Raw genomic sequence first — 22,724 nt, 5'->3', positions numbered from 1 at the left:
GTTGGATCGTGTGCGGATGTGCACCAGGCCACTATCGGCTGAGGATCAGGCCTTCTTGTCGTCGGCCGCTTTGTCGGTCGGCTCGGCGATCAGCTTCTTCAGCTCGTCGCTCATCTTGAACTGCAGGTTCAGGCCTTTAGGTGGGATTGGCTGCTGGAACCACTTATCGTAGCTCTTGTTGACTTCGCCGGACTTGAAATAGCCCACGATGGCGTCATCGACCGCTTTCTTGAACGCATCGTCACCCTTGCGCACCATGCAGCCGTAGATTTCATAAGACTGCGGGGTGCCAGTGATGACCCAGTCCGAAGGCTTGCGCGCCTTGGCCATTTCGCCGGCGAGCAGCGCGTCATCCATCATGAATGCCACGGCGCGGCCGCTTTCGAGCATGTTGAAGGCTTCACCGTGGTCCTTGGCGGAAATCACGTTCATCTTCATCTGCTTGTCGGCGTTCATCGCCTTGAGCAGGCGCTCGGAGGTGGTGCCGGCCGTGGTCACGACGTTCTTGCCAGCCAGATCAGGGAAGTCCTTGTAGGCAGGCTGACCGTCCTTGACCTTGGTCAGCAGGCGGGTGCCGACTTCGAAGATGCCAACGGTGAAGCCCACCTGCTGCTGGCGTTCGACGTTGTTGGTGGTCGAGCCGCATTCGAGGTCGACGGTGCCGTTTTGCACCAGCGGGATGCGGGTCTGGGAGGTGACCAGGTTGTACTTGACCTTGATGTCGGTGCCCAGCTGTTTCTTCAGGGCATCGACCACGGCCAGTTGGATGTCATGGGAGTAGCCTACCGGCGTACTGCCACCGGCAAGGTAGGAAAACGGGATGGAAGAGTCGCGGTGGCCCAGGGTGATGGTGCCCGATTCCTTGATCTTCTTCAGGGTACCGGTCAGCTCTTCGGCCATGGCTGGCGAAGCGATGATCGCGGCGGCGATGGTTGCGCCCAACAGGTGACGAACGATGCGCATCAAATTTTCCTCGACGTGTTTGTTTTTTTTATGGAGCCGTTGGCGGACTCTTTCGTTCAACGAATGCCGCTGTAAGCGGGTGCATTCGGCTACCAAGTGTAGAGCATGAGTCGTGCCAAGCTCCGCCCTTGATGATAACGCTGCGAATTTGCTGAGGATTAACCTTTTATTACCTGGTGCTACAAATGCGTCCGTTCGGCTTCCCGAATGAATGTTCATCAATGGCTTCGGCTATCCGAACGAACAACGCGTCGTTGTGTTATTCCGATACGTCATCTCGGTGGCAGCGAGTTGTTGAGCTAGTGGGCTCACTTTCTAGGAGCTTCGCTCATGCCCGCTGCAGCTACCGATCCGAACGATTTCCTGCCAGGTTCCATACCCGCCCTGATCGCCAGTCGCCTGCCAGCCCATTGGCAGCATGCCTCGATCGACCGACTGCACGCGTTGCGCCGTGCCCTGCAAAACCAGGAAACGGCAGTTGGCCGGTTGCAGGCGATTTTCGAGCAGATGCCGCCACTGGACCAATTCGCCAAGCCCTTGGTCGAAGAGCTGGCACAGCGCGCAGGTCTGGGGCAGATAGACAGCCGTGCGACCTGGGTGCGCGTCGAGCAACGCATTCTGTTGCCCACAGCGGCGCCGGTATTGAAGCCACCCAGCTATACCCACGTCTCGAAACAGACGCTGCTGGCGGCGGCCTTGCACAACTATCATGTGGCCGAAACGCGCCCGGACATCCTGCGCAAGGGCCAACTGCAAGACGCTGCCGGCAAGCGCCTGGCGTTGGGGTTCGAGCGCTTCGCTGGCTTGTGCCGTGCGCTGAACGTGGGCGCTCGCTACCAGGGCGTGCTGAAAGACCTGCTGCGTCCTGAACAGGATGCTGAACGTAGCGGGCAGGTGCATCTGGCATTCGAGGCCGCCTGGCGCAGCCATGTCGAAGTGGCGATGCGCCTTGCTGCCCTGGACGGTCAATTGGATGAAAGCTGTTTTCTGCATGTGCTCCCGCTGTTGAGCAGCAAGCCCAGCGTGGCGCCATTGCCGGGGGTGGTGCACGCCCGTCAGCTTTATCTGCTGGGCAAGCAGGTGCGCGGTGTGCTGGCGCTCGAAGTGCGCGATAGCGCCGATGGCCCTGTGCGGCATGTGATTGCTTATTTCCCGGCCCAACCGGGGCAGACGGTTACGCGCTACGCGTCCTGGCAGGCGCTGTACCAGGATCTGGCGGTGCGCCTGCGCGATGGCGATTACCAGCGCTATTTCGCCCGTTTCATCAGTGAGCGTGATCGTGCCACGTTCTATTCCGCCTTGGCCCCTCAAGTGCAAGGGCCGGCTACGGCGATGCAGCTCGACGGTCGCAACCTGCCGATCGAGGCGAAAATCTATGCCTATCTGGCTCGCCAGCAGGTCGACAAGCTGTTCGATGATGCACGCGTGCTCGCGGTGCCGACCGCTGAAGAAGATGATGAAGATCGCCGTGCACGGCTCGATGCCTGGCAAAGCGCCGGCTTTGAGCTGCTCAATCTGGCAGGGATGTTCGTGCCGGTGCTGGGCGAAGTGATGCTGGCGGTCAATGCCGTGCAACTGGCCGGGCAGGTGTACGAAGGCTATGAGGCCTGGCGTATCGGCGACCGCGCGACGGCCCTTGATCACCTGTTCGGCGTGGCGGAAAACGTCGCCATTGGCGTGCTGGTGGCCAAAGGCAGCAGCATGCTGCGTACTCAGTTGGCGTCTGCGCCGTTTGTCGATGAGCTGGTACCGGTGGCGGCTGCCGATGGCCGGGTGAAATTGGCCGAGGCAGCGGCGGCAGGCTATGTCGAGCCGCAGCAGTGGGCCAGCGATGGGCAACTGCTGCGCGCCTTCGGCGCCGAACTGTCGACGGTCAGCGACGAACTGGCGACCCAGGCCATGCAGACCACGCGCGTGACGGCCGACCAGCTGCGGCATCTGCACCTGGCAGGCGAAGGCGCCCCGGCGCGTCTGGCCGATGCCGTCGAACTGCACCGCTTGCATCAGTTGCACGTGACCGAGCAGGGCGAGGCTCTGCTGCAACGTCTGACAGGCCAGACCGACCAGCTAAGCGGCCTCGAAGCACTTTTACAACGGGACTTCCCAAGCCTCACCCGACGCCTGCGGCAGCACCTGGCTGGCAGTGCAGAGAGCACCCACCTCGACAGTTTCGAACGCACCGGTCGCGTCCCGCTGGTGCTGGCCGAACGCGCCCGCTGGCTGATCCAGGACAGCCGCCTGGACCGTGCCTGCGCCGGTTTGCGCTTGGCCAGGGCGGTTAACGAAGACACCGAACGCCTGGCCTTGAGCGTGCTCGACCGTTTGGCCCCGCCGGGTCCAGAGCGGCGCCTGGAACTGCGCGTGGGCAGTACAGAGGGGCGACTGGTGGCCAGCATAGGCAGCGGCGCTGAAGTCGAGGTTCTGGTGCGGGTCGGTGATGGCTACGTGCTTGATGACGGCCCTGGCCCTGCCCGGGGCTTGATCGAGGCGCTGCTGCAGAGCTTGGACGATGAGCAGCAGGCGCGTCTGGGCAGCGTCACGTCCTTGACCGGCGATGACTTGTCATGGCGTTTGCTCGGCGCTGCCAGCCAGAACCGCAATCAGCTCCTCGAGACGTTGGACATGGTGTCGCCAGCCATCGGCGTGCGCGCGCCGCTGCGCTTGATCGATGGGCGCCTGGGCTACCCGCTCAGCGGACGCCTTGGCGGCGGACGGCGCTCGATCAGGCGCGGCTTTCAACGCATTTACCCGCTGCTCACCGAGGACGAACTCGAAGCCTACTTGCTCGACGTGCTGGAGCACGGTGAAAGCCTCTGGGACCATTACGAGCATGTTCAGGCTCAACTGACACGCCTGCGCCGAGCGCTGAATGCCTGGCACAACGCTGCCAGCGGTATTCGCGACAGCTGGCGGCGGCGCCAGGTGGTCACTGCCCTGCGCCGCGCCTGGCGCCGCAAGATCACCAACTATGCCGACGAGTTCGTGGTGCAAATCGATGGCGAACGCGTCGGTAGCCTGCCGCGCCTGCCGCGTGGCCTGCGCTTCGACCACATCCGGCGGCTGACCCTGCGCAACATGGACCTGAGCGAGATCGATGAAGACTTCCTGTCGCGCTTCGGCAATCTGGTCGAACTGGACCTGCAAGGCAATCGCCTGAGCACGGTGCCGCCTGGCGTAGAGCGCTTGCGGCACCTGCGTCAGTTGCATCTGGGGCGCAATCGCATCGTCATGGATGGCGCTGGCGAACGGCGCCTGTCGGCCCTGGCGCAGTTGCAGGTACTCAACCTTTCGAGAAATCCGCTCGGCTATGCACCAGCGCTGCCGGGCCTGCGCCGCCTGCGTTCGCTGGCGCTCAATGGCACATCACTCAACGCCGTGCCTGCCCAGGTTACCTGGCAAGCGCACCTGGACCTGCGCGACAACAACATCAGCCAGATCCGCATGAGCCTGACTGACCTGCGCAACCAGATCGACCAAATGACGGTGCATGACAACCCGCTGGATGCGGTTAGCGAGGGCTTGCTCGACGAAGCCTCCGGTGGGGTGACGGCAGGCCAGAGGGGCAGTGCCAGTTACCGGCACGGGCCGATCGACGATGAGTTGCTCGAATGCTGGTTGGGCGATGGGCCCGCCGCCACCGCGAGTGAGCGCCGCACATGGTGGCACGCGTTGCACGCCGAGCAAGGCTCATCTGGCCTGTTTCTGTTTCTTGCCGACTTTGCCCGCGGCGACGACTTCAGTGAACACCCCGGGCATTACCGCGCACGAATCTGGCGCATACTCAAGGCGTGCGCGGAGCATGAAAGCGTGCGCGAGCGCCTGTTCCTCCAAGCCTCTGGCACCCGCACCTGCGAAGACCGCTTGTTGCTGTTGCTGGGCCAGATGGAAGTGGCGGTACAGGCGGAAAAGTACACCAGTAACCTGCCTCCTGCGGCGGTGCCCGGCAAGCTCATGGCGTTGGCACGCGGCCTGTATCGCCTCGATGAGGTGGATCGAATCGCGATGCGGCACATCGACCAGATGCGTGCTGCGAATAACCCGCATATCGATGAAATCGAAGTGCAGTTGTTCTACCGGGTGAAACTGGCAAGCGCCCTGGATTTGCCCATTGAAGCCGAAACCATGCATTACGAGGCCTTCGCCCACGTCACCACGCGGGACCTGATCGCGGCCCAGGAGCAGGTGCTGGCGGCCGAATCGCCACAAGCGCTGATTACATCGCTTGCACAGCGGCCGTTCTGGGAGGCCTACGCACGCGAACACTACGCCGAGCGTTTCGCTCAGGTGAATGCGCAGTCCCTGACCTTGTTGGAAGCGAGTGAGAAGGAGTTGGAGAACGGCACCATAGACGAGTGGCTATTCAACCAGCGCAGCATAGGCTACATGCACGAGTACCAGGCTGCAGAGCGCAAACTGCTCAGGACATTGGCCGCTGAGTTATATCAGCGGCTCCACCCCTGAAGCGACAGGCGGCCTCGGCTGAAGACGGGCCGCCATTGTTCAGGCAGCGCGCAGTGCAGGCATCTGCTTGAGGTAATCACGTAGCGCCTGCTGCTCGCTGGCGGTGGTGAACAAGCCCAGCTTGGTGCGGCGCCACAGGATGTCATCGGCGTCGCGGGCCCATTCCTCACGGCACAGGTAATCCACCTCGCGGCTGAACAGGCCACCGCCGATGGCCGTGCCGAGATCGTCCGGACCTTGAACGCCTTCAAGCAGGCGCCAGACGCGGTCGCCGTAGGTCACGGCCCAGCGTTTGGCAATGTCTTGCGCCAGCCAGCTGTACGCGGTCATCAGGCGCTCGACCAATGCCTGCGCGGTGCTCATGTTCTCGCCACCTGGCAAGGGTGCAGTGGCGGTCCAGCTGCCGCGCATCTGGGTAAAGAACGGCTTGAGTTCAGCCATCGCCGATTCGGCGAGCTTGCGGTAGGTGGTGAGCTTGCCGCCGAAGACCGACAGCAGCGGGGCCTGGCCCGCGCTTGCCGACAGGGCGAGGGTGTAGTCGCGAGTCACCGCCGAAGGGTTGTCCGACTCGTCGTTGCACAGCGGACGCACACCGGAGTAAGTGTGCAGGATGTCGTCGCGGCTTAGCTGATGATTGAAGTGATCGTTGACCACCTTCAGCACATAGTCGGTTTCCTGCTCGGTGATCGCCACCTTGGCCGGGTCGCCGGTGTATTCACGGTCGGTGGTGCCGATCAGGGTGAAACGCTCCAGGTAGGGGATGCAGAAGACGATACGCTGATCTTCGTTCTGCAGGATGTAGGCATGTTCACCTTCGTACAGGCGCGGCACGATCAGATGGCTGCCCTGGATCAGGCGAATGCCGTACGGCGCATCGAGCTTGAGGTCGTCCTTGATGAAGCTGGCGACCCACGGGCCTGCCGCATTGACCAGCGCCCGAGCCTGGATTGTCTGCAGGTTGCCATCGGCGTGCTGCAGGTCAACCTGCCACAGGCCATCGACACGTTCGGCACGCAGGCAGCGAGTGCGGGTGCGGATGTGCGCGCCATGCTCGCGTGCAGCCATGGCGTTCAGCACCACCAGGCGGGCGTCGTCGACTGCGCAGTCGGCGTATTCGAAACCGCGGGTGATCGTCGGCTTGAGTGGATAGCCTGGCCCGAAGCGCAGGCTGCGCGACGCGCCCAAGCGCTTGCGCTTGCCCAGGTGATCGTAAAGGAACAGCCCTGCGCGGATCATCCAGGCTGGGCGCAGATGCGGACGGTGGGGCAGTACGAAGCGCATCGGCTTGACGATATGCGGGGCCTTGGCCAGCAGCACTTCGCGCTCGGCCAGCGCCTCGCGCACCAGACGGAACTCGTAATGCTCGAGATAGCGCAAGCCGCCATGAATCAGTTTGCTGCTGGCCGAGGAGGTGTGCTGGGCCAGGTCGTCCTTTTCGCAAAGAAAAACCTTCAGGCCACGCCCGGCCGCATCGGCAGCGATGCCCACACCGTTGATGCCGCCGCCGATCACGGCAACGTCAAAGCATTCGCTTGAGGGGAGCTGGGGCGAAACGGACTCGGTCACGGGCAAGGCCTCCTGGGCTGTTCACATCGAATATGAACATTAATGTTCGTTTCCGAAAATACTAGCGCAACAAGACGCGGGTCGCCAGTCAGTCCTCATAGAAAAAACTGATTGAATGACGCTTAAATGAACATTTGTGAAAATAGCAGCAGTCGCCGCCCCGGATTAGACGACCTCGAGGCGTATCTTGTGTTGATCGAGAAGCTGACCCAGTTCCACACTGGGCGCCTGATCGGTCACCAGGCAGTCCACCAGGCTGATCGAGCCGAGTCTGACCATGGCATTGCGTCCGAACTTGCTCGAGTCTGCGGCCAGGATCACTTGCCGCGCATTGGCGATGATGGCCTGCGACACCCGCACTTCCTGATAATCGAAGTCCAGCAAGCTGCCGTCTTCGTCGATGCCGCTGATCCCGACCAGGGCGAAGTCCACCTTGAATTGATTGATGAAATCGACACTGGCCTGGCCCACCACGCCGCCATCGCGGCGCACCGTGCCGCCGGCGACCAGTACTTCGAAATCATCCTTGGCGGCCAGGATTGCCGCCACGTGCAGGTTGTTGGTGATGACCTTCAACTGACTGTGACTGAGCAGCGCCCGAGCGATGGACTCGGTAGTGGTACCGATGTTGATGAACAGCGAGGCATGGTCCGGAATCTGCCGTGCCACCGCATCGGCGATGCGCTGCTTCTCGTCACGCATCTGATCGGCGCGCATGGCATAGGCGGTGTTCTCGATGCTCGAATCGTAGGCCGCACCACCATGGTAGCGGCGCAGCAAGTTGAGCTCGGCCAGTTGGTTGATGTCGCGGCGAATGGTTTGCGGAGTGACGACGAACAACTGCGCCATTTCCTCGATACTGACGTAGCCGCGTTCGCGCACCAGTTCGAGGATTTGTTGTTGGCGGGGGGGCAGATTCATGGGCGGTCCTTAGGGGCTGCCGGACAAATGCTGCAATGATGCCGTAGGAAAGGGATGACGGCCAGTGCGCCATGGGGGCCGCAGTGCGGCCCCAGCGGCGATCACGCCTCGTGATCTTCCCAGTCACGGGTACGCTCGACGGCTTTTTTCCAGCCTGCGTAGAGTTTTTCCTGTTGGGCCGGGTCCAGTTGCGGGCTGAACTCGCGCTCGATGATGGCCTTGTCGCGCAATTCGTCCAGGCCACTCCAGAAGCCGCAGGCAAGCCCGGCCAGGTAAGCAGCGCCGAGGGCGGTTGTTTCGCGCATTTTCGGGCGCTCGACACAGGTGCCGAGGATATCGGCCTGGAACTGCATGAGGAAGTTGTTGGCGACCGCGCCCCCATCCACGCGCAATTCCGACAAGCGCTGGCCACAGTCCTGCTGCATGGCATCGAGCACATCGCGGGTTTGATAGGCGATCGATTCCAGGGCCGCACGGATGATGTGATCGACCTTGACGCCGCGGGTCAGGCCGAACAGCGCACCGCGCGCATAGGGGTCCCAATAGGGCGCGCCGAGTCCGGTGAACGCCGGCACCAGGTACACGCCGTTGCTGTCCTTGACCTTGCTGGCGAAATATTCGGTATCCAGCGCGTCGTTGACGATCTTGAGCTCGTCGCGCAGCCACTGCACGGTCGAGCCGCCATTGAACACCGCGCCCTCCAGGGCGTAGGCCACTTCGCCCCGCGGGCCGCAGGCGATGGTGGTCAGCAGCCCGTGGGACGACGTTACAGCCTTGTCACCGGTGTTCATCAGCAGGAAGCAGCCAGTGCCATAGGTATTCTTGGCCTGGCCAGGCTCCACACACATCTGTCCGAACAGCGCCGATTGCTGATCGCCGGCGATACCGGCGATGGCGATACCGCTCTTGGTGTGACCGTAGACTTCCGAGGACGAACGCACCTCGGGCAACATCTGCCGTGGGATGCCGAGAATCTCCAGCAGCTTGTCGTCCCACTGCAGGCTGTGGATATTGAACATCAGCGTGCGCGAGGCATTGGTGTAGTCGGTGACATGCACCTTGCCGCCGGAGAATTTCCAGATCAGCCAGCTATCGACGGTACCGAACAGCAGCTCGCCACGCTCGGCGCGCTCGCGGGCGCCTTCTACGTTGTCCAGTATCCACTTGAGCTTGGTGCCCGAGAAATACGGGTCGGTGACCAGGCCGGTGGTCTCGCGAATATAGCCTTCGTGCCCATCGCGCTTGAGCTGGGCGCAGATCTCGGTGCTGCGGCGGCACTGCCAGACGATGGCGTTGTACACCGGGCGGCCGGTTTCCTTGTCCCAGACCACCGTGGTTTCACGCTGGTTGGTGATCCCCAGTGCGGCGACCTGGGCGTGGCTGATGCCGGCCTGCGCCAAGGCTTCGACCATGGTCGCGCTCTGTGTGGCGAAGATCTCCATCGGGTCGTGTTCGACCCAGCCAGCCTGCGGATAGTGTTGGGCGAACTCGCGCTGCGAGGTGCCAACCACGTTGGCGTCGCGGTCGAAAATGATCGCCCGCGAGCTGGTAGTGCCCTGGTCCAGGGCGATGATGTAGTTCTTATCCTGGGTGTCTGTCATGGTCGTAGGCCTTGCATAAAGAGGAGGTCAGGGCGCCGTCATCAGTTGACTTGAGTATCGCCCTGGCGATGGTCGTTTGTCTCTTCGGCCGCGCCGGGCGCAGCCGGTAGGTTGCGCGCGATCAAGCCGCGATAGCTCGCAGCGCCCAGGCAAGCGCCAAGGATCGGAGCGAACAGCGGAACCAGGAAATACGGAATATCCCGACCGCCAGTGAAGGCGATTTCGCCCCAGCCAGCCAGGAAGGTCATCAATTTTGGCCCGAAGTCGCGGGCCGGATTCATTGCAAAGCCGGTCAGTGGACCCATCGCGCTGCCGATCACGGCAATCAGCAGGCCGATCAGCAGTGGCGCCATCGGGCCACGCGGCAGGCCGTTGTTGTCGTCGGTCAGGGCCATGATCACCGCCATCAGAATGGCGGTGATCACCACTTCGACGAGAAAGGCCTGGCCAGTGGACAAGGCCGGATGCGGGTAGGTCGAGAACACCGACGCCAGCTCGAGGCTGTCGGCGCTGCCACGCAGCATGGCGTGGGCTTGTTCGAAATCGAAGAACAGGTTGCTGTACAGCGTGTACACCAGCGCCGCGCCGCAGAAGGCGCCGGCGATCTGGGCGAGCACGTACAGCGGCAGCTTGCGTTTGTCGAAGCCGGCGAACAGGGTCAGGGCGATGCTCACAGCAGGGTTCAGGTGCGCACCGGAAATACCCGCCGTGAGGTAGATGGCCATGCTCACGCCGACACCCCAGATGATGCTGATCTCCCACAGGCCAAAGCTTGCGCCTGCGACCTTGAGCGCGGCGACGCAACCGGTGCCGAAGAAGATGAGCAATGCGGTGCCGAGAAATTCTGCCAGACATTGGCTGGACAGCGTGGGTTCACGTAGAGCAGTCGTCATGTATGACCTCGTTGTTTTTGTTGTGAGGCGCAGAGCGCTCGACAGCAAAGCCGGATGTCGATCCCCATTGACAGGCGGCGGGTAGATGACGTGCACCTTAAAAGGGCACCGTTTCTTCAGAAACGAAAAAATATAGACAAGAAACGCTGATGTCAAAGGTCGAAAGTGAACGGTCAGTCACGTTTTGAGCGCCTGTGTGCAGGCCTGATCCGCGTGCTAGAGGCTCTGACGGGGCGCGCCGCTGGCTGCTGTGGTGCAGATGCCCTACAGTAGCGCCGAGCCGTCAGCATCGGAGCCAGGCATGACCCCCGCACTCGACCTGTTGAAAAAACACCGCGCCGCGCACCGCGTGCACAGCTATCAGCACGATCCCAAGTCAGCGTCCTACGGACTGGAGGCGGCGGAGAAGCTCGGGCTCGACCCCCAGCAGGTGTACAAGACCTTGCTGGCGAGCAGCGAGAAAGGCGAATTGCTGGTCGCGGTGGTGCCAGTGGTCGGTACCCTGGACCTGAAGGCGCTGGCCCATGCGGCCGGCGTCAAGAAGTGCGAAATGGCCGACCCGGCTGTTGCGCAGCGCTCGACCGGTTATCTTGTAGGAGGAATCAGCCCACTAGGGCAGAAAAAGCGCTTGCGCACGTTCATCGACGACTCTGCGCAAGGTTTTGCAACCATTCATGTCAGCGCTGGCCGGCGCGGACTCGAGGTGGAGCTGGCCGCTGCGGTGCTTGCCGAACATACCCAAGGCACATTCGCCGCTATCGGCAAGGTCTGAGCAGAGCAGCAGGGGCCGAGCGCCGGCCCCTAGGGGTGGTTTCAAGTCGCCGAGCTGTAGCGGCGTACACCATCCAGGCGCGGCAGTTGCGCCGCCACGCTGCCGGGCGCTGCGAACAGCACCAGATGGTCTGCCTTGACCGCAATGCCTACCGCATCGCCCAGCTGATGGTCGACGTGGCTGGGGAAGATCGCTTCGAGCTGACTGCCCGTTGGCAGCTGCAGACGGTACAACGTCGATGCACCCAGGAAGCTTTTGCCGATGATGCTCGCCTGCAGCGCGCTGCCCGGGGCGTAAACGATGTCATCCGGGCGTAGCAGGACGTCGACCGCGCTGCCGGGCGCCATGATGTAGGCGCGATTGCCGCGCAGTTCGCCGAGTTCGGTCATTACCGCTTCATGGCTGCTCATCTGGCCTCGGATGAAGTAGCCCTGGCCGATGAAGCTGGCCACGAAGGGTGTCTGCGGCTCGTGATAAAGGTTGTAGGGCGTATCCCACTGTTCCAGGCGACCTTCCTTGAAGACGCCGACGTGATCGCTGACGGCGAACGCTTCTTCCTGATCGTGGGTAACCAGAATGGCGCTGGTCCCGCGGCTCTTGAGGATGTCGCGGACCTCATGGCTCAAGCGTCGGCGCAGTTCTACGTCGAGGTTGGAAAACGGCTCGTCCAGCAGCAGCAACTGAGGCTCTGGGGCCAACGCCCGCGCCAATGCCACCCGCTGTTGCTGACCCCCGGACAGCTCATGCGGGTAGCGCCCGCCCAAGCCGCCGAGCTTGACCAGCGCGAGCATTTCTTCGATCACCTGGGCCTGGCGCGGATGCTTGGCGATGCCGAACGCGATGTTCTGCGCCACGGTCAGGTGAGGAAACAGGGCGTAGTCCTGAAACACCATGCCGATGCGGCGCTTCTCCGGCGCCAGGGTGAAGCCGGCCCGCGAGATCACCTCGCCGGCCAGCTGGATTTCCCCTTCGTGCACCGGCTCGAAGCCTGCGATGGCGCGCAGGGTGGTGGTCTTGCCGCAGCCTGAGGAACCCAGCAGGCAACCGATGTCGCCTGCATTGAGGTGCAGGTTGAGGTTCTGGACGATGCGCTGCTCGCCGTAGCCACAGGCGAGGTTGCGCAGATTCAGCAGTAGGGAACTCATGCGTGGTGGTAAGCCGGTTCGACAAGAAATTCGAGAAGGGCCTTCTGCGCATGCAAGCGGTTTTCAGCCTGGTCCCAGGCGACCGAACGTGGGTCGTCGAGCAGGTCATGGCTGATTTCCTCACCTCGGTGGGCGGGCAGGCAATGCATGAACAAGGCGTCGGGTGCCGCCAGGTCGAGCAGGGCACGGGTGACCTGGTAAGGCGCAAAATGCTTTAGCCGCCGTGCAGTTTCCTCTTCCTGACCCATGGAAGTCCAGACATCCGTGGTCACCAGGTGCGCGCCCTGCACTGCTTGCTGCGGGTCGCGCACGATTTGCACGTGATCGCCGCCCAGGGCCATGAAGCGCGGATCGGGTTCATAACCTTCCGGGCAGGCGATGCGCAGCTGGAAATCGAACTGCTTGGCCGCCTCGATGTAGGAATTGCACATGTTGAAGCCGTCGCCGATCCAGGCCACGGTCTTGCCCTGGATGGCGCCGCGATGTTCCAGGAAGGTCTGCATGTCGGCCAGCAGTTGGCAAGGGTGCGATTCGTCGGACAGCGCGTTGATCACTGGCACGCGCGATTTGGCGGCAAATTCGGTCAAGGTGCTGTGGGCGTGGGTGCGGATCATCACCACGTCGAGCATGCTCGACAAGACGATGGCGCTGTCGCCGATCGGCTCGCCGCGGCCCAGTTGGGTGTCGCGTGGCGAGAGGAAGATGGCCTGGCCCCCGAGCTGGATCATCCCGGCTTCGAACGATACACGGGTACGGGTCGAGGATTTCTCGAAAATCATGCCCAATACGCGGTTCTTCAGCGGCTCGAACAGCACGCCTCGCTTGCGCAGGTCCTTCAGCTCGATGCCTCGGCGGATCACCCCGAGCAGTTCGTCGGTGGTGAAATCCAGCAGGGAGAGAAAGTGCCTAGCGCTCATATTGACTACCTTATCTGCAACAGTATGCAGGTCGACCGTAGGTTTATTTTTAACAACGGAGGTGACCTGCGGCGTAAGCCGCACGGAGCGGACGAAATGGGGAAAGGCGCAATACTATAATTAAATGTCGCCTGAAACCAAGAGGGGAAACAGCGGCCGCGTATTGAGGCGACGGCCCCGGGTATCGTGACCCTGGTGTCCGAGCCGTTTTTTATTTGCTACAGCAGGTTGTACACGGCCTGCTGGGCACTTTGCAAACCGCTGTCGTGAATCGTCTGCCTGATGTCGCGCAATTCATGGCGCAAAGCCCGCTGGTCGACGATGAGCCTGCGCGGCATAGTCGAGTCTCGCTAACTCCATAATCACAACAAGGCAGAGGCGGCCATGACCAAGACCCTGCATCACCGTGCCTGTCACCTGTGCGAAGCGATCTGCGGGCTGAACATCGAAGTCAGCCATGAACCCAATGGGCACGCGGTGATCGGCTCGATCAAAGGCGACCCCCTGGATCCGTTCAGCCGCGGGCACATCTGCCCCAAAGCGGTGGCCTTGCAAGATATCCAGAACGACCCGGACCGCCTTCGTCAACCGCACCGGCGCATTGGCGAGCAGTGGCAGGCGATCAGTTGGGAAGAGGCGTTCAGCCTGGCCGCCGAGCGTCTGTGGGCGGTTCAGCAGGCCCATGGGCGCAATGCCGTGGCGGTGTACCAGGGCAACCCCAGCGTGCACAACTATGGCTTGATGACGCACAGCAATTACTTTCTGGGCCTGCTGAAAACCCGCAATCGCTTTTCCGCTACCTCCGTGGATCAGCTGCCGCAGCACCTGATCAGCCACCTGATGTACGGCCATGGTCTGCTCCTGCCGATCCCGGACATCGACCATACCCAATTCATGCTGATTCTGGGCGGCAACCCGCTGGCCTCCAATGGCAGCATCATGACCGTGCCGGATGTGGAAAAGCGCCTGAAGGCCCTGCGCGCGCGCGGAGGCCGCCTGGTGGTGGTCGACCCGCGGCGCAGCGAAACCGCCAACCTGGCCGATGACCATCTGTTCATCCGCCCCGGCGGCGATGCGGCGCTGCTGGCCGGCCTGCTCAATACCCTGTTCGAAGAAGACCTTGCCCGTGGCTCGCACCTGCCGGTCACTGGGCTCCAGCAGGTGCGTGAAGCGATCGCGCCGTTCAGCGCCGAGGCGATGAGCGTTCACTGTGGCATCGAGGCGGCGAGGATTCGCCAGCTGGCCCGCGACTTCGCCGCCGCCCAGAGCGCGGTCTGCTATGGCCGCATGGGCGTTTCTACCCAGGCGTTCGGCAGCCTGTGCCACTGGTTGATACAACTGATCAACCTGGTGACCGGCCACCTGGATCGCGAGGGTGGCGCATTGTGCACCGAGCCTGCGGTGGATCTGGTGGCGAGCACCTCCGGTGGCCATTTCAATGTGTGGCAGAGCCGCGTGTCAGCCTTGCCCGAGTATGGCGGTGAACTGCCGGTGGCGGCGCTGGCCGAAGAACTGCTCACCCCAGGCGACGGCCAGGTACGGTCCTTGGTCACGGTCGCCGGTAACCCGGTGCTGTCCACCCCCAACGGCCGGCAGTTGGATACGGCCTTGGAAGGGCTTGAGTTCATGCTCAGCATCGACCTGTACATCAACGAGACGACACGCCACGCTGACCTTATCCTGCCGTCGACCTCGGCATTGGAAAACGATCATTACGACAGCACTTTCAACCTGCTGGCGGTGCGCAACGTGACGCGTTTCAACCGAGCCATTCTGGCCAAGCCCGAGGGCGCGTTGCACGACTGGGAAATTTTCGTCGGCTTGGCGCAGGCCTATGCCAGGCTTGCCGAGGTCGAGCTGAAGAACACCTGGTCACCGGCGCAGATGATCGACCTGGCCCTGCGTAAAGGTCGCTATGGCGAGGCCAGCCCGTGGAACCTGTCGTTGCAGACCCTTGACCAGCATCCCCATGGGCTCGATCTGGGGCCGCTGCGCAGTAACCTCGGTGCGCGCCTGGCCACCTCGAGCAAGACCGTCGAGGCGGCGCCGCAGGTGCTGATTGACGACCTGCAGCGCCTGGCGCAACTGGCGCCGCCATCCTCAGACGAGCTGCTGTTGATCGGGCGTCGGCATGTGCGCAGCAACAATTCGTGGATGCATAATTTTCAGCGCCTGGTCAAAGGCAAGCCTCGCCATCAACTGCTGATGCACCCGCACGACCTGCAGCAGCGCCAGTTGCACGATGGCCAGCGCGTGCGCATTCGCTCGCGCACGGGCGAAGTGGAGGTCCAGGTGCAGGCCTGTGACGACATGATGCCCGGCGTGGTCAGTCTGCCCCATGGCTTCGGCCACACCCGCCAAGGCGTGCAGATGCAGGTTGCCCAGGCCCACGCCGGGGTCAGTGCCAACGACTTGACCGACGAGCGCCTGCGCGACGCGGTGTCCGGCAACGCTGCGCTCAATGGCGTGCCGGTGCAGGTGAGCGCCGCTTGAGCATCGGCAAGGCCGAGCACGCTGCTCGGCTTTCCGATACAATGCGTCACCGTGCCGACGATCGCGTCGGAAAGTTCAGCCGAGGTGCTACATGGATATCATCGAAACGATCAAAGAGCAGATTGCCAACAACACCATTCTGCTTTACATGAAAGGCTCGCCGAATGCCCCACAGTGTGGCTTCTCCGCGCGCGCCTCGCAGGCTGTGATGGGTTGCGGCGAAAAGTTCGCCTACGTCGACATCCTGCAGAACCCGGAAATCCGCGCCAACCTGCCCAAGTACGCCAACTGGCCAACGTTCCCGCAATTGTGGGTCGGTGGTGAGCTGGTCGGCGGCAGCGACATCATGTTGGAAATGTTCGAGAAGGGTGAGTTGCAAACCCTGATCAAAGAGGCTGCTGCCAAGGCCAAGGCTTCCGAAGCCTGATAAACAGGCAGGCATAAAAAAACCCGCATCGAGCGGGTTTTTTCATGGGCGCCAGATTTACTCTTCGCCCATCTGCGATTGCAGGTAGTTCTCGATGCCGATCTTGTCGATCAGGCCCAGCTGGGTTTCCAGCCAATCGATGTGTTCTTCTTCGGATTCGAGAATGTCTTCGAGCATGTCTCGCGAGCCGAAGTCGCCTGCAGTTTCGCAATGGGCGATGGCAGCCTTGAGGTCGATCAGGCCTTTCTGCTCGATTTTGAGATCGCACTCGAGCATCTCTTTGGTGTGCTCGCCGATCAGCAGCTTACCCAGGTCCTGAACGTTAGGAATACCTTCGAGGAAGAGAATACGCTTGATCAACTTGTCAGCGTGTTTCATCTCGTCGATGGATTCCTTGTACTCGTGCTTGCCGAGCTTGTTCAGGCCCCAATCTTCGTACATGCGGGCGTGCAGGAAATACTGGTTGATCGCGACCAGCTCGTTTCCGAGGATCTTGTTGAGATGCTGGATGACGCTGATGTCGCCTTTCATGCCGGGTTCCTGCCCTGTAGAAGTGTGCCGATAGCGCAGAGTCTGAGCCTGGTGCTCACGACTGTCAAACCTAAGTTATTGAAAGTTAAGTGAAAATTAATAGGAATAAGAATGTTTGTGAACCGCGTTAAAGGCCTAACTTATTGATATGCGGGCATAAAAAAACCGGACGCGAGGTCCGGTTCTTTGAATTCGGTTGAATTACGCAGTGGTAAATTCCACGGGGTAGGGCAGGGCGGCTTGCTGGCTGACTTGCAGCTCGGTGAGCGTTTCGCGTACCACCTGCTTGGCCAGGCAGGCGCATTTGCCACACTGGCTGGCGACATTGGTCGCCGTACGGACTTCCTTGTAGCTGCAGCATCCTTCATAGATTGCTTCGCGGATCTGGCCGTCGGTGACGCCTACACAAAGACACACATACATAGGGCTGACCATCGCTGGTTGAGTCGATGGGTTGGAGCTTAATGTTAATGAGAATGCTTGTCAAAGTGGTTTCTGGTAATCCCCTCGGCGGGCGACCGACGGTTGCATTCGGCCTGTCATGCCAAGCCGTGTATGATGGTCAGCCTTTGTTGGAAGTCGGGCAAGCTGCCTTGGCCCGGCAAATGGTTTCTCACCCTCATCAGGAGATAACAATGAGCGTACTCGTTGGCAAACAAGCCCCCGACTTCACCGTCCCAGCTGTGCTGGGCAATGGCGAGATCGTCGACAGCTTCAACCTGGCCTCGGCCATCAAGGGCAAGTACGGCCTGGTGTTCTTCTACCCGCTGGACTTCACCTTCGTCTGCCCGTCCGAGCTGATCGCGCTGGACAACCGCATTCCTGACTTCCAGGCGCGTAACGTGGAAGTGATCGGCGTTTCGATCGACTCGCACTTCACCCACAACGCCTGGCGCAACACCCCGGTCAACAACGGCGGCATCGGCCAGGTCAAGTACACCCTGGCTGCCGACATGACCCACGAAATCTGCAAGGCCTACGACGTTGAGTCCGAAGGCGGCGTGGCCTTCCGTGGCGCCTTCCTGATCGACACCAACGGTGTGGTCCGTTCGCAGATCATCAACGACCTGCCGCTGGGCCGTAACATGGACGAGTTGCTGCGCCTGGTCGACGCCCTGCAATTCCACGAAGAGCACGGCGAAGTCTGCCCTGCCAACTGGAAGAAAGGCGACAAAGGCATGAGCGCTTCGCCAGAAGGCGTTGCCGCCTACCTGAGCGAGAACGCTGGCAAGCTCTAAGCTTCCGGACCCCCAAAAAAAACCGGCCTTCGTGGCCGGTTTTTTTTGCGAAGCTACTCGCTACTCGCTTTGCCTTGCAGCTTGCCGCTCAATAACTCCAGCCGCCCATTTCTTTCCAGCGGTTGACGATGCCGCAGAACAGCTCGGCGGTCTTTTCGGTGTCATAGCGTGCCGAGTGTGCTTCGCGTCCGTCGAAATCGATGTCGGCGCTCTGGCAGGCGCGTGCCAGGACCGTCTGGCCGTATGCCAGGCCCGCCAGGGTGGCGGTGTCGAAGCTGGAGAACGGGTGGAAAGGGTTACGCTTGATATCGTTGCGGTTGACTGCCGCATTGAGAAAGCCCAGATCGAAGCTGCTGTTGTGCCCGACCAGGATCGCCCGCTTGCAACCGTTGGCCTTCAGCGCCTTGCGCACACCACGGAAGATGTCGGTCAGCGCACTTTCTTCGCTCACGGCCATGCGCAGCGGGTGATCGAGCTTGATGCCGGTGAACTCCAGCGCAGCGGGCTCGACATTGGCCCCTTCGAACGGCTCCACGCGATAGAAATACGTATGCTCGGGGAACAGGAAGCCCTTCTCGTCCATGCCGATGGTGACAGCGGCGATTTCCAGCAAGGCATCGGTGGCGCTGTTGAAGCCGCCGGTCTCGACATCCACCACCACCGGCAGATAGCCACGGAAGCGCTCGGCCATCGGGTGACGCGAGCCGCCGCCCAGGCTGTCCTGGTCGTCTTCGTAATGGTCTTCGCTCACGCGTTGTCCTCCAGCAGGCGCCAGCGCAACGTCTCACCGGCGCGCAGCGGGATCACGGTCTGCTCGCCGAACGGCAGGCTGTCTGGAGCGGTCCACTCTTCGCGTACCAGGGTGATGGTGTCGGTGTTCGCCGCCAGGCCATAGAAAGCCGGCCCGTGCAGGCTGGCGAAGCCTTCGAGTTTGTCCAGGGCATTGCGCTGCTCGAATGCCTCGGCGTACATCTCGATCGCAGCGTAAGCGGTGTAGCAGCCAGCGCACCCGCAGGCCGCTTCCTTGGCATGACGGGCGTGCGGTGCCGAATCGGTGCCGAGGAAGAACTTCGGGTTGCCGCTGGTGGCTGCGTCGAGCAGTGCCACCTGGTGGGTGTTGCGCTTGAGGATCGGCAGGCAATAGAAATGCGGCCGAATACCGCCCACCAGCATGTGGTTGCGGTTGTACAGCAGGTGTTGGGCAGTGATGGTAGCGCCAACGTTGGCCGGGGCTTCGCTGACGAACTGCGCGGCATCGCCGGTGGTGATGTGCTCGAACACCACTTTCAAGGTCGGGAAGCGCTCGACCAGGCGGCGCATGTGCTCATCGATGAAGCGCTTTTCGCGGTCGAACACGTCGATCTCGCTGCGCGTCACTTCACCGTGGACCAGCAACGGCATGCCCACCTCGGCCAGTGCCGCGATGGCCGGGAAGATGTTGTCGATGCTGGTCACGCCCGAATCGGAGTTGGTCGTGGCACCGGCCGGGTACAGCTTGGCGGCGTAGACGATACCGCTGGCCTTGGCCGCGCGGATGTCTTCGGGGCTGGTGCGGTCGGTGAGGTACAGCACCATCAACGGTTCGAAGCGGCTGCCGGCCGGGCGAGCGGCCAGGATCCGCTCGCGATAGGCGCCAGCTTCGACGGCAGTGCGCACCGGCGGAACCAGGTTGGGCATGATGATGGCACGGGCGAAAGTACGCGCCACATCACCAACGGTATGAGGCAGGACGGCACCATCGCGCAGATGGATGTGCCAGTCGTCGGGACGCAGGAGGGTCAGGCGATCGGACATTGGGGATTCCAGGCGGGTCGAACTCAGGCGCCAATGCTACCGGAAAACCCCGGTCCGAGCACGGCTATCAAGTTTTCAGCCAAGCGTCCGATAGCCTGCCTGTAGCAGTCAGAATTTGTGGAGCCGCCCGTGCGCCAGCGTTACCTAGCCCTGTTGACCCTTGTCGCCAGCCTGCCGGCCGGTGCATTGACCTTCCAGACCCGCGTGGAGAATGTCGCCTGGAAGGTCGAGGGCGATCAGTTCGAATGCCGCCTGATTCAGCCGATCGACGGTTTCGGCAGTGGCGAGTTCGTGCGCAAGGCCGGTGAGCAGCCAGTGTTCAGGCTGCGTTCGGACAGCAATGTGCTGGGCGCGGGCGCTGCAACCCTGCTCGCCGCCGCCGCCCCCTGGCAACCAGGGCGTGGCGACGTCAACCTGGGCGCGGTACGCATGGCCCGCAGTGGTGTGCTGTTCAGCTCTTCGCAAAGCCAGGCCAGCCGCCTGATCAACGGCTTGCTCGATGGCCGCAGCACGGTGGTGCGCAATTACACCGGCGAAGGCGGGCGGGCCATGGAGGTGCGGGTACTGCCGGTGAGTTTCGCCAAGGCCTATGGCGATTACCAGGTTTGTGCGAGCAAGATGCTGGCGATGAATTATGACCAGGTGCGCCAGACCCAGGTCGGCTTCCCGGGCGGCGGGTTGGAGCTGGACGCCAACGCGCGGGCGCGCCTGGACGTCATTCTGGACTACCTCAAGGCTGATCCGACGGTCAATCACATCGAACTCAATGGCCATTCGGACAACAGTGGCAATCGCCTCACCAACCGTGACACTTCCAGGCGTCGGGCACTGGCGGTGGCCGATTACCTCAAGGCCCATGGTGTGCCTGAAGAGCAGATCGTCGTGCGCTTCCACGGTGAGCGCTACCCGCTGGTGAAGAACAACAGCGCAGCCAACCGGGCGCGCAATCGCCGGGTGAACATCGAGCTGGACCGAGTGGCAGCACCACCCAAACCGGCGGTCGCGCCTGACGTGGCGGCGCCACCCAAGCAGCTGTGAGCGTGCCTGCGCCCACTGGCGTCGCCCCACAGAAAGTTCTTGTCGCTTTGTCGTCAGAAGCTGTCGCGCCTCTGTAAATTTATCGGCAACGCCGGTAGAATCGGCCGCTTTCCGTACAACCCCGTGGAGTGATGGCATGGCGGACGTAAAAAAGGTCGTACTGGCGTATTCCGGCGGCCTTGATACTTCGGTGATTCTCAAGTGGCTGCAGGATACTTATGACTGCGAAGTGGTGACGTTCACCGCTGACCTGGGTCAGGGTGAGGAAGTCGAGCCGGCACGCGACAAAGCGCAGGCAATGGGCGTCAAAGAGATCTACATCGACGACCTGCGTGAAGAATTCGTGCGTGATTTCGTCTTCCCGATGTTCCGCGCCAACACCGTCTACGAAGGCGAGTACCTGCTGGGTACTTCCATCGCCCGCCCGCTGATCGCCAAGCGTCTGATCGAGATCGCCAACGAAACTGGCGCCGATGCCATTTCCCACGGTGCTACCGGTAAAGGTAACGACCAGGTTCGCTTCGAGCTGGGTGCCTATGCCCTCAAGCCTGGCGTCAAGGTCATCGCCCCATGGCGCGAATGGGACCTGCTGTCGCGCGAGAAGCTGATGGATTATGCCGAAAAGCATGGCATTCCGATCGAGCGTCACGGCAAGAAGAAGTCGCCGTACTCGATGGACGCCAACCTGCTGCACATCTCCTACGAGGGCGGTGTACTGGAAGACACCTGGACCGAGCACGAAGAAGACATGTGGCGTTGGAGCGTTTCGCCAGAAAACGCCCCTGACCAGGCCACCTACATCGAGCTGACCTACCGCAACGGCGATATCGTCGCCATTGACGGCGTCGACATGACCCCGGCCACCGTGCTTGCCGAACTGAACCGCATCGGTGGTGCCAACGGTATCGGGCGCCTGGACATCGTAGAAAACCGCTACGTAGGCATGAAGTCGCGCGGCTGCTACGAAACCCCTGGCGGTACCATCATGCTCAAGGCACACCGTGCCATCGAGTCGATCACCCTGGACCGTGAAGTCGCTCACCTCAAAGACGAGCTGATGCCCAAGTACGCCAGCCTGATCTATACCGGTTACTGGTGGAGCCCCGAGCGCCTGATGCTGCAGCAGATGATCGACGCGTCGCAGGTCAACGTGAATGGCGTGGTTCGCCTGAAGCTGTACAAGGGCAACGTTGTCGTGGTCGGTCGCAAGTCCGACGACTCGCTGTTCGATGCCAACATCGCGACCTTCGAGGAAGACGGCGGCGCCTACAACCAGGCCGATGCTGCGGGCTTCATCAAGCTCAATGCCCTGCGCATGCGCATCGCTGCCAACAAAGGCCGTGGCATGCTCTGATCGCCACGCAGGCAATGTCGTAAAGCGCCTGGCGCGCAGACATCAAAAACCCTGGCGGCTGCCGGGGTTTTTTGTGCGCGTCACGCTGCTGCTGGTCAACGTTCACGGCGATAGCCTGGGGCTTGGCAGACGATCGACAGCAGCACGATGCGCTGTAACTCCTCTTGATGAAAACGCCAATGCCTGTCTGCCGGATGCACTTGGGTAACCGCCTGCAGCACCTCTTGCTGCAGGCGCGCCTGTGCATCAGGCCCGGAAAAGATCATGGTGACTGCCTGCGGCGGGTGCGGCTGTAACACCGGTTCAAGCGCAGCGCGGGGCTCGGCGGGATCGGGTTTGTAAAACGACTTGTAGTTGAAGTTCAGCGTCAGAAAGAACAGGGCGGTAAGAAAGAACGGAAAGCCGACGAGAAACCAAGTGTAGTAAGTCTGACTCTTTTCACTGAGAAACGGCAACGTGGCCAGGGCTGATGCCTCGATGATCCCCGCGAAGATGGCAATGATCGTCAACGGGGCTACAGGTTGGCTCTCGGTCATGATGGGATGCCTCCTTTCATATTGTCGGCTATCAATAACCGACTGAACGCCTCAACCAAATTGTGGACTCTTTC

At 61.8% G+C, this 22,724-nt stretch carries 19 protein-coding genes; 7 read left to right on the top strand and 12 right to left on the bottom strand.

Annotated features, from left to right (window positions below; all coding sequences use genetic code 11):
- Window positions 1-45: 45 nt before the first annotated feature.
- Window positions 46-963: a glutamate/aspartate ABC transporter substrate-binding protein gene (locus FS665_RS11435; RefSeq protein WP_145187858.1), complete on the bottom strand. Its 918-nt coding sequence runs from the start codon at window positions 961-963 to the stop codon at window positions 46-48.
- 330 nt (window positions 964-1,293) lie between these two features.
- Between FS665_RS11435 and FS665_RS11430 the strand changes: the two genes are divergently transcribed.
- The gene (locus FS665_RS11430; RefSeq protein ID WP_145187855.1) at window positions 1,294-5,424 is read left to right on the top strand and encodes an NEL-type E3 ubiquitin ligase domain-containing protein; all 4,131 of its coding nucleotides are present in this window, start codon (window positions 1,294-1,296) and stop codon (window positions 5,422-5,424) included.
- Between the two features lie 39 nt (window positions 5,425-5,463).
- Here the strand turns inward: FS665_RS11430 and glpD are convergent, their stop codons facing one another.
- From glpD to FS665_RS11410, 4 genes are all read right to left on the bottom strand, one after another.
- A complete protein-coding gene (gene glpD, locus FS665_RS11425) occupies window positions 5,464-6,990 on the bottom strand; it encodes a glycerol-3-phosphate dehydrogenase (protein WP_145187852.1) in 1,527 nt (508 codons plus the stop codon).
- A gap of 165 nt (window positions 6,991-7,155) precedes the next feature.
- Window positions 7,156-7,911 carry a DNA-binding transcriptional repressor GlpR gene (gene glpR, locus FS665_RS11420; protein WP_145187849.1) on the bottom strand — a complete coding sequence of 252 codons (756 nt, stop codon included), beginning with the start codon at window positions 7,909-7,911 and terminating at the stop codon, window positions 7,156-7,158.
- Window positions 7,912-8,012: 101 nt separating this feature from the next.
- Window positions 8,013-9,512, bottom strand: coding sequence for a glycerol kinase GlpK (glpK, locus tag FS665_RS11415; RefSeq protein ID WP_145187846.1), 1,500 nt, complete (start codon window positions 9,510-9,512; stop codon window positions 8,013-8,015).
- Between the two features lie 41 nt (window positions 9,513-9,553).
- Entirely contained in the window at window positions 9,554-10,405 is an 852-nt protein-coding gene (locus tag FS665_RS11410; RefSeq protein ID WP_145187843.1) for an MIP/aquaporin family protein, read from the bottom strand.
- Window positions 10,406-10,706: 301 nt separating this feature from the next.
- On the opposite strand from FS665_RS11410, the gene ybaK reads away from it, so the two are divergent.
- Complete coding sequence (gene ybaK / locus FS665_RS11405) at window positions 10,707-11,177, top strand: Cys-tRNA(Pro) deacylase (RefSeq protein WP_145187840.1); 471 nt, start codon at window positions 10,707-10,709, stop codon at window positions 11,175-11,177.
- A 41-nt stretch (window positions 11,178-11,218) separates the two neighbouring features.
- Here ybaK and FS665_RS11400 read toward each other — a convergent pair whose 3' ends face one another.
- The gene (locus tag FS665_RS11400; protein WP_145187837.1) at window positions 11,219-12,322 is read right to left on the bottom strand and encodes an ABC transporter ATP-binding protein; all 1,104 of its coding nucleotides are present in this window, start codon (window positions 12,320-12,322) and stop codon (window positions 11,219-11,221) included.
- The gene (gene argF / locus FS665_RS11395) at window positions 12,319-13,239 is read right to left on the bottom strand and encodes an ornithine carbamoyltransferase (RefSeq protein ID WP_145187834.1); all 921 of its coding nucleotides are present in this window, start codon (window positions 13,237-13,239) and stop codon (window positions 12,319-12,321) included. Before argF ends, FS665_RS11400 begins: the two co-directional genes overlap by 4 nt.
- A 384-nt stretch (window positions 13,240-13,623) precedes the next feature.
- Between argF and FS665_RS11390 the strand changes: the two genes are divergently transcribed.
- On the top strand, window positions 13,624-15,732 hold the full coding sequence (locus FS665_RS11390; protein WP_145187831.1) for a molybdopterin oxidoreductase family protein: 2,109 nt from the start codon (window positions 13,624-13,626) through the stop codon (window positions 15,730-15,732).
- Between the two features lie 91 nt (window positions 15,733-15,823).
- Window positions 15,824-16,159 carry a Grx4 family monothiol glutaredoxin gene (gene grxD / locus FS665_RS11385; protein ID WP_136913238.1) on the top strand — a complete coding sequence of 112 codons (336 nt, stop codon included), beginning with the start codon at window positions 15,824-15,826 and terminating at the stop codon, window positions 16,157-16,159.
- A gap of 57 nt (window positions 16,160-16,216) precedes the next feature.
- On the opposite strand, the gene bfr is transcribed toward grxD, so the two are convergent.
- Window positions 16,217-16,690, bottom strand: coding sequence for a bacterioferritin (bfr, locus tag FS665_RS11380; protein WP_145187828.1), 474 nt, complete (start codon window positions 16,688-16,690; stop codon window positions 16,217-16,219).
- Between the two features lie 201 nt (window positions 16,691-16,891).
- Complete coding sequence (locus tag FS665_RS11375; RefSeq protein WP_145187825.1) at window positions 16,892-17,113, bottom strand: bacterioferritin-associated ferredoxin; 222 nt, start codon at window positions 17,111-17,113, stop codon at window positions 16,892-16,894.
- A gap of 212 nt (window positions 17,114-17,325) precedes the next feature.
- Here FS665_RS11375 and FS665_RS11365 point away from each other — a divergent pair, with 212 nt between their 5' ends.
- On the top strand, window positions 17,326-17,928 hold the full coding sequence (locus FS665_RS11365) for a peroxiredoxin (protein WP_145187822.1): 603 nt from the start codon (window positions 17,326-17,328) through the stop codon (window positions 17,926-17,928).
- 88 nt (window positions 17,929-18,016) lie between these two features.
- On the opposite strand, the gene rnt is transcribed toward FS665_RS11365, so the two are convergent.
- Both rnt and pyrC read right to left on the bottom strand, forming a co-directional pair.
- Window positions 18,017-18,619 (bottom strand): ribonuclease T, encoded by a 603-nt coding sequence (rnt, locus tag FS665_RS11360; protein ID WP_371921261.1) that lies wholly within the window; start codon window positions 18,617-18,619, stop codon window positions 18,017-18,019.
- Window positions 18,620-18,675: 56 nt separating this feature from the next.
- Window positions 18,676-19,722, bottom strand: coding sequence for a dihydroorotase (gene pyrC / locus FS665_RS11355; protein ID WP_145187816.1), 1,047 nt, complete (start codon window positions 19,720-19,722; stop codon window positions 18,676-18,678).
- 129 nt (window positions 19,723-19,851) lie between these two features.
- Between pyrC and FS665_RS11350 the strand changes: the two genes are divergently transcribed.
- Complete coding sequence (locus tag FS665_RS11350; RefSeq protein WP_145187813.1) at window positions 19,852-20,760, top strand: OmpA family protein; 909 nt, start codon at window positions 19,852-19,854, stop codon at window positions 20,758-20,760.
- Between the two features lie 136 nt (window positions 20,761-20,896).
- Window positions 20,897-22,114 carry an argininosuccinate synthase gene (locus tag FS665_RS11345; RefSeq protein ID WP_145187810.1) on the top strand — a complete coding sequence of 406 codons (1,218 nt, stop codon included), beginning with the start codon at window positions 20,897-20,899 and terminating at the stop codon, window positions 22,112-22,114.
- A 95-nt stretch (window positions 22,115-22,209) separates the two neighbouring features.
- Here FS665_RS11345 and FS665_RS11340 read toward each other — a convergent pair whose 3' ends face one another.
- Complete coding sequence (locus tag FS665_RS11340) at window positions 22,210-22,650, bottom strand: hypothetical protein (protein WP_145187807.1); 441 nt, start codon at window positions 22,648-22,650, stop codon at window positions 22,210-22,212.
- Window positions 22,651-22,724: the final 74 nt, after the last annotated feature.

Source organism: Pseudomonas sp. URMO17WK12:I11 (genome assembly GCF_007677725.1).
Classification (GTDB): domain Bacteria; phylum Pseudomonadota; class Gammaproteobacteria; order Pseudomonadales; family Pseudomonadaceae; genus Aquipseudomonas.
Note: the sequence above shows the minus strand (reverse complement) of the source record. Positions and strands in the feature narration are given on the sequence as shown.

What these genes read in the sequence shown, in the direction of transcription:
- FS665_RS11435 (WP_145187858.1), bottom strand. Translation starts at nt 963, where the DNA reads ATGCGCATCGTTCGTCACCTGTTGGGCGCAACCATCGCCGCCGCGATC.
- FS665_RS11430 (WP_145187855.1), top strand. Translation starts at nt 1,294, where the DNA reads ATGCCCGCTGCAGCTACCGATCCGAACGATTTCCTGCCAGGTTCCATA.
- glpR (WP_145187849.1), bottom strand. Translation starts at nt 7,911, where the DNA reads ATGAATCTGCCCCCCCGCCAACAACAAATCCTCGAACTGGTGCGCGAA.
- glpK (WP_145187846.1), bottom strand. Translation starts at nt 9,512, where the DNA reads ATGACAGACACCCAGGATAAGAACTACATCATCGCCCTGGACCAGGGC.
- FS665_RS11410 (WP_145187843.1), bottom strand. Translation starts at nt 10,405, where the DNA reads ATGACGACTGCTCTACGTGAACCCACGCTGTCCAGCCAATGTCTGGCA.
- ybaK (WP_145187840.1), top strand. Translation starts at nt 10,707, where the DNA reads ATGACCCCCGCACTCGACCTGTTGAAAAAACACCGCGCCGCGCACCGC.
- FS665_RS11400 (WP_145187837.1), bottom strand. Translation starts at nt 12,322, where the DNA reads ATGAGTTCCCTACTGCTGAATCTGCGCAACCTCGCCTGTGGCTACGGC.
- argF (WP_145187834.1), bottom strand. Translation starts at nt 13,239, where the DNA reads ATGAGCGCTAGGCACTTTCTCTCCCTGCTGGATTTCACCACCGACGAA.
- FS665_RS11390 (WP_145187831.1), top strand. Translation starts at nt 13,624, where the DNA reads ATGACCAAGACCCTGCATCACCGTGCCTGTCACCTGTGCGAAGCGATC.
- grxD (WP_136913238.1), top strand. Translation starts at nt 15,824, where the DNA reads ATGGATATCATCGAAACGATCAAAGAGCAGATTGCCAACAACACCATT.
- bfr (WP_145187828.1), bottom strand. Translation starts at nt 16,690, where the DNA reads ATGAAAGGCGACATCAGCGTCATCCAGCATCTCAACAAGATCCTCGGA.
- FS665_RS11375 (WP_145187825.1), bottom strand. Translation starts at nt 17,113, where the DNA reads ATGTATGTGTGTCTTTGTGTAGGCGTCACCGACGGCCAGATCCGCGAA.
- FS665_RS11365 (WP_145187822.1), top strand. Translation starts at nt 17,326, where the DNA reads ATGAGCGTACTCGTTGGCAAACAAGCCCCCGACTTCACCGTCCCAGCT.
- rnt (WP_371921261.1), bottom strand. Translation starts at nt 18,619, where the DNA reads ATGGCCGAGCGCTTCCGTGGCTATCTGCCGGTGGTGGTGGATGTCGAG.
- pyrC (WP_145187816.1), bottom strand. Translation starts at nt 19,722, where the DNA reads ATGTCCGATCGCCTGACCCTCCTGCGTCCCGACGACTGGCACATCCAT.
- FS665_RS11345 (WP_145187810.1), top strand. Translation starts at nt 20,897, where the DNA reads ATGGCGGACGTAAAAAAGGTCGTACTGGCGTATTCCGGCGGCCTTGAT.
- FS665_RS11340 (WP_145187807.1), bottom strand. Translation starts at nt 22,650, where the DNA reads ATGACCGAGAGCCAACCTGTAGCCCCGTTGACGATCATTGCCATCTTC.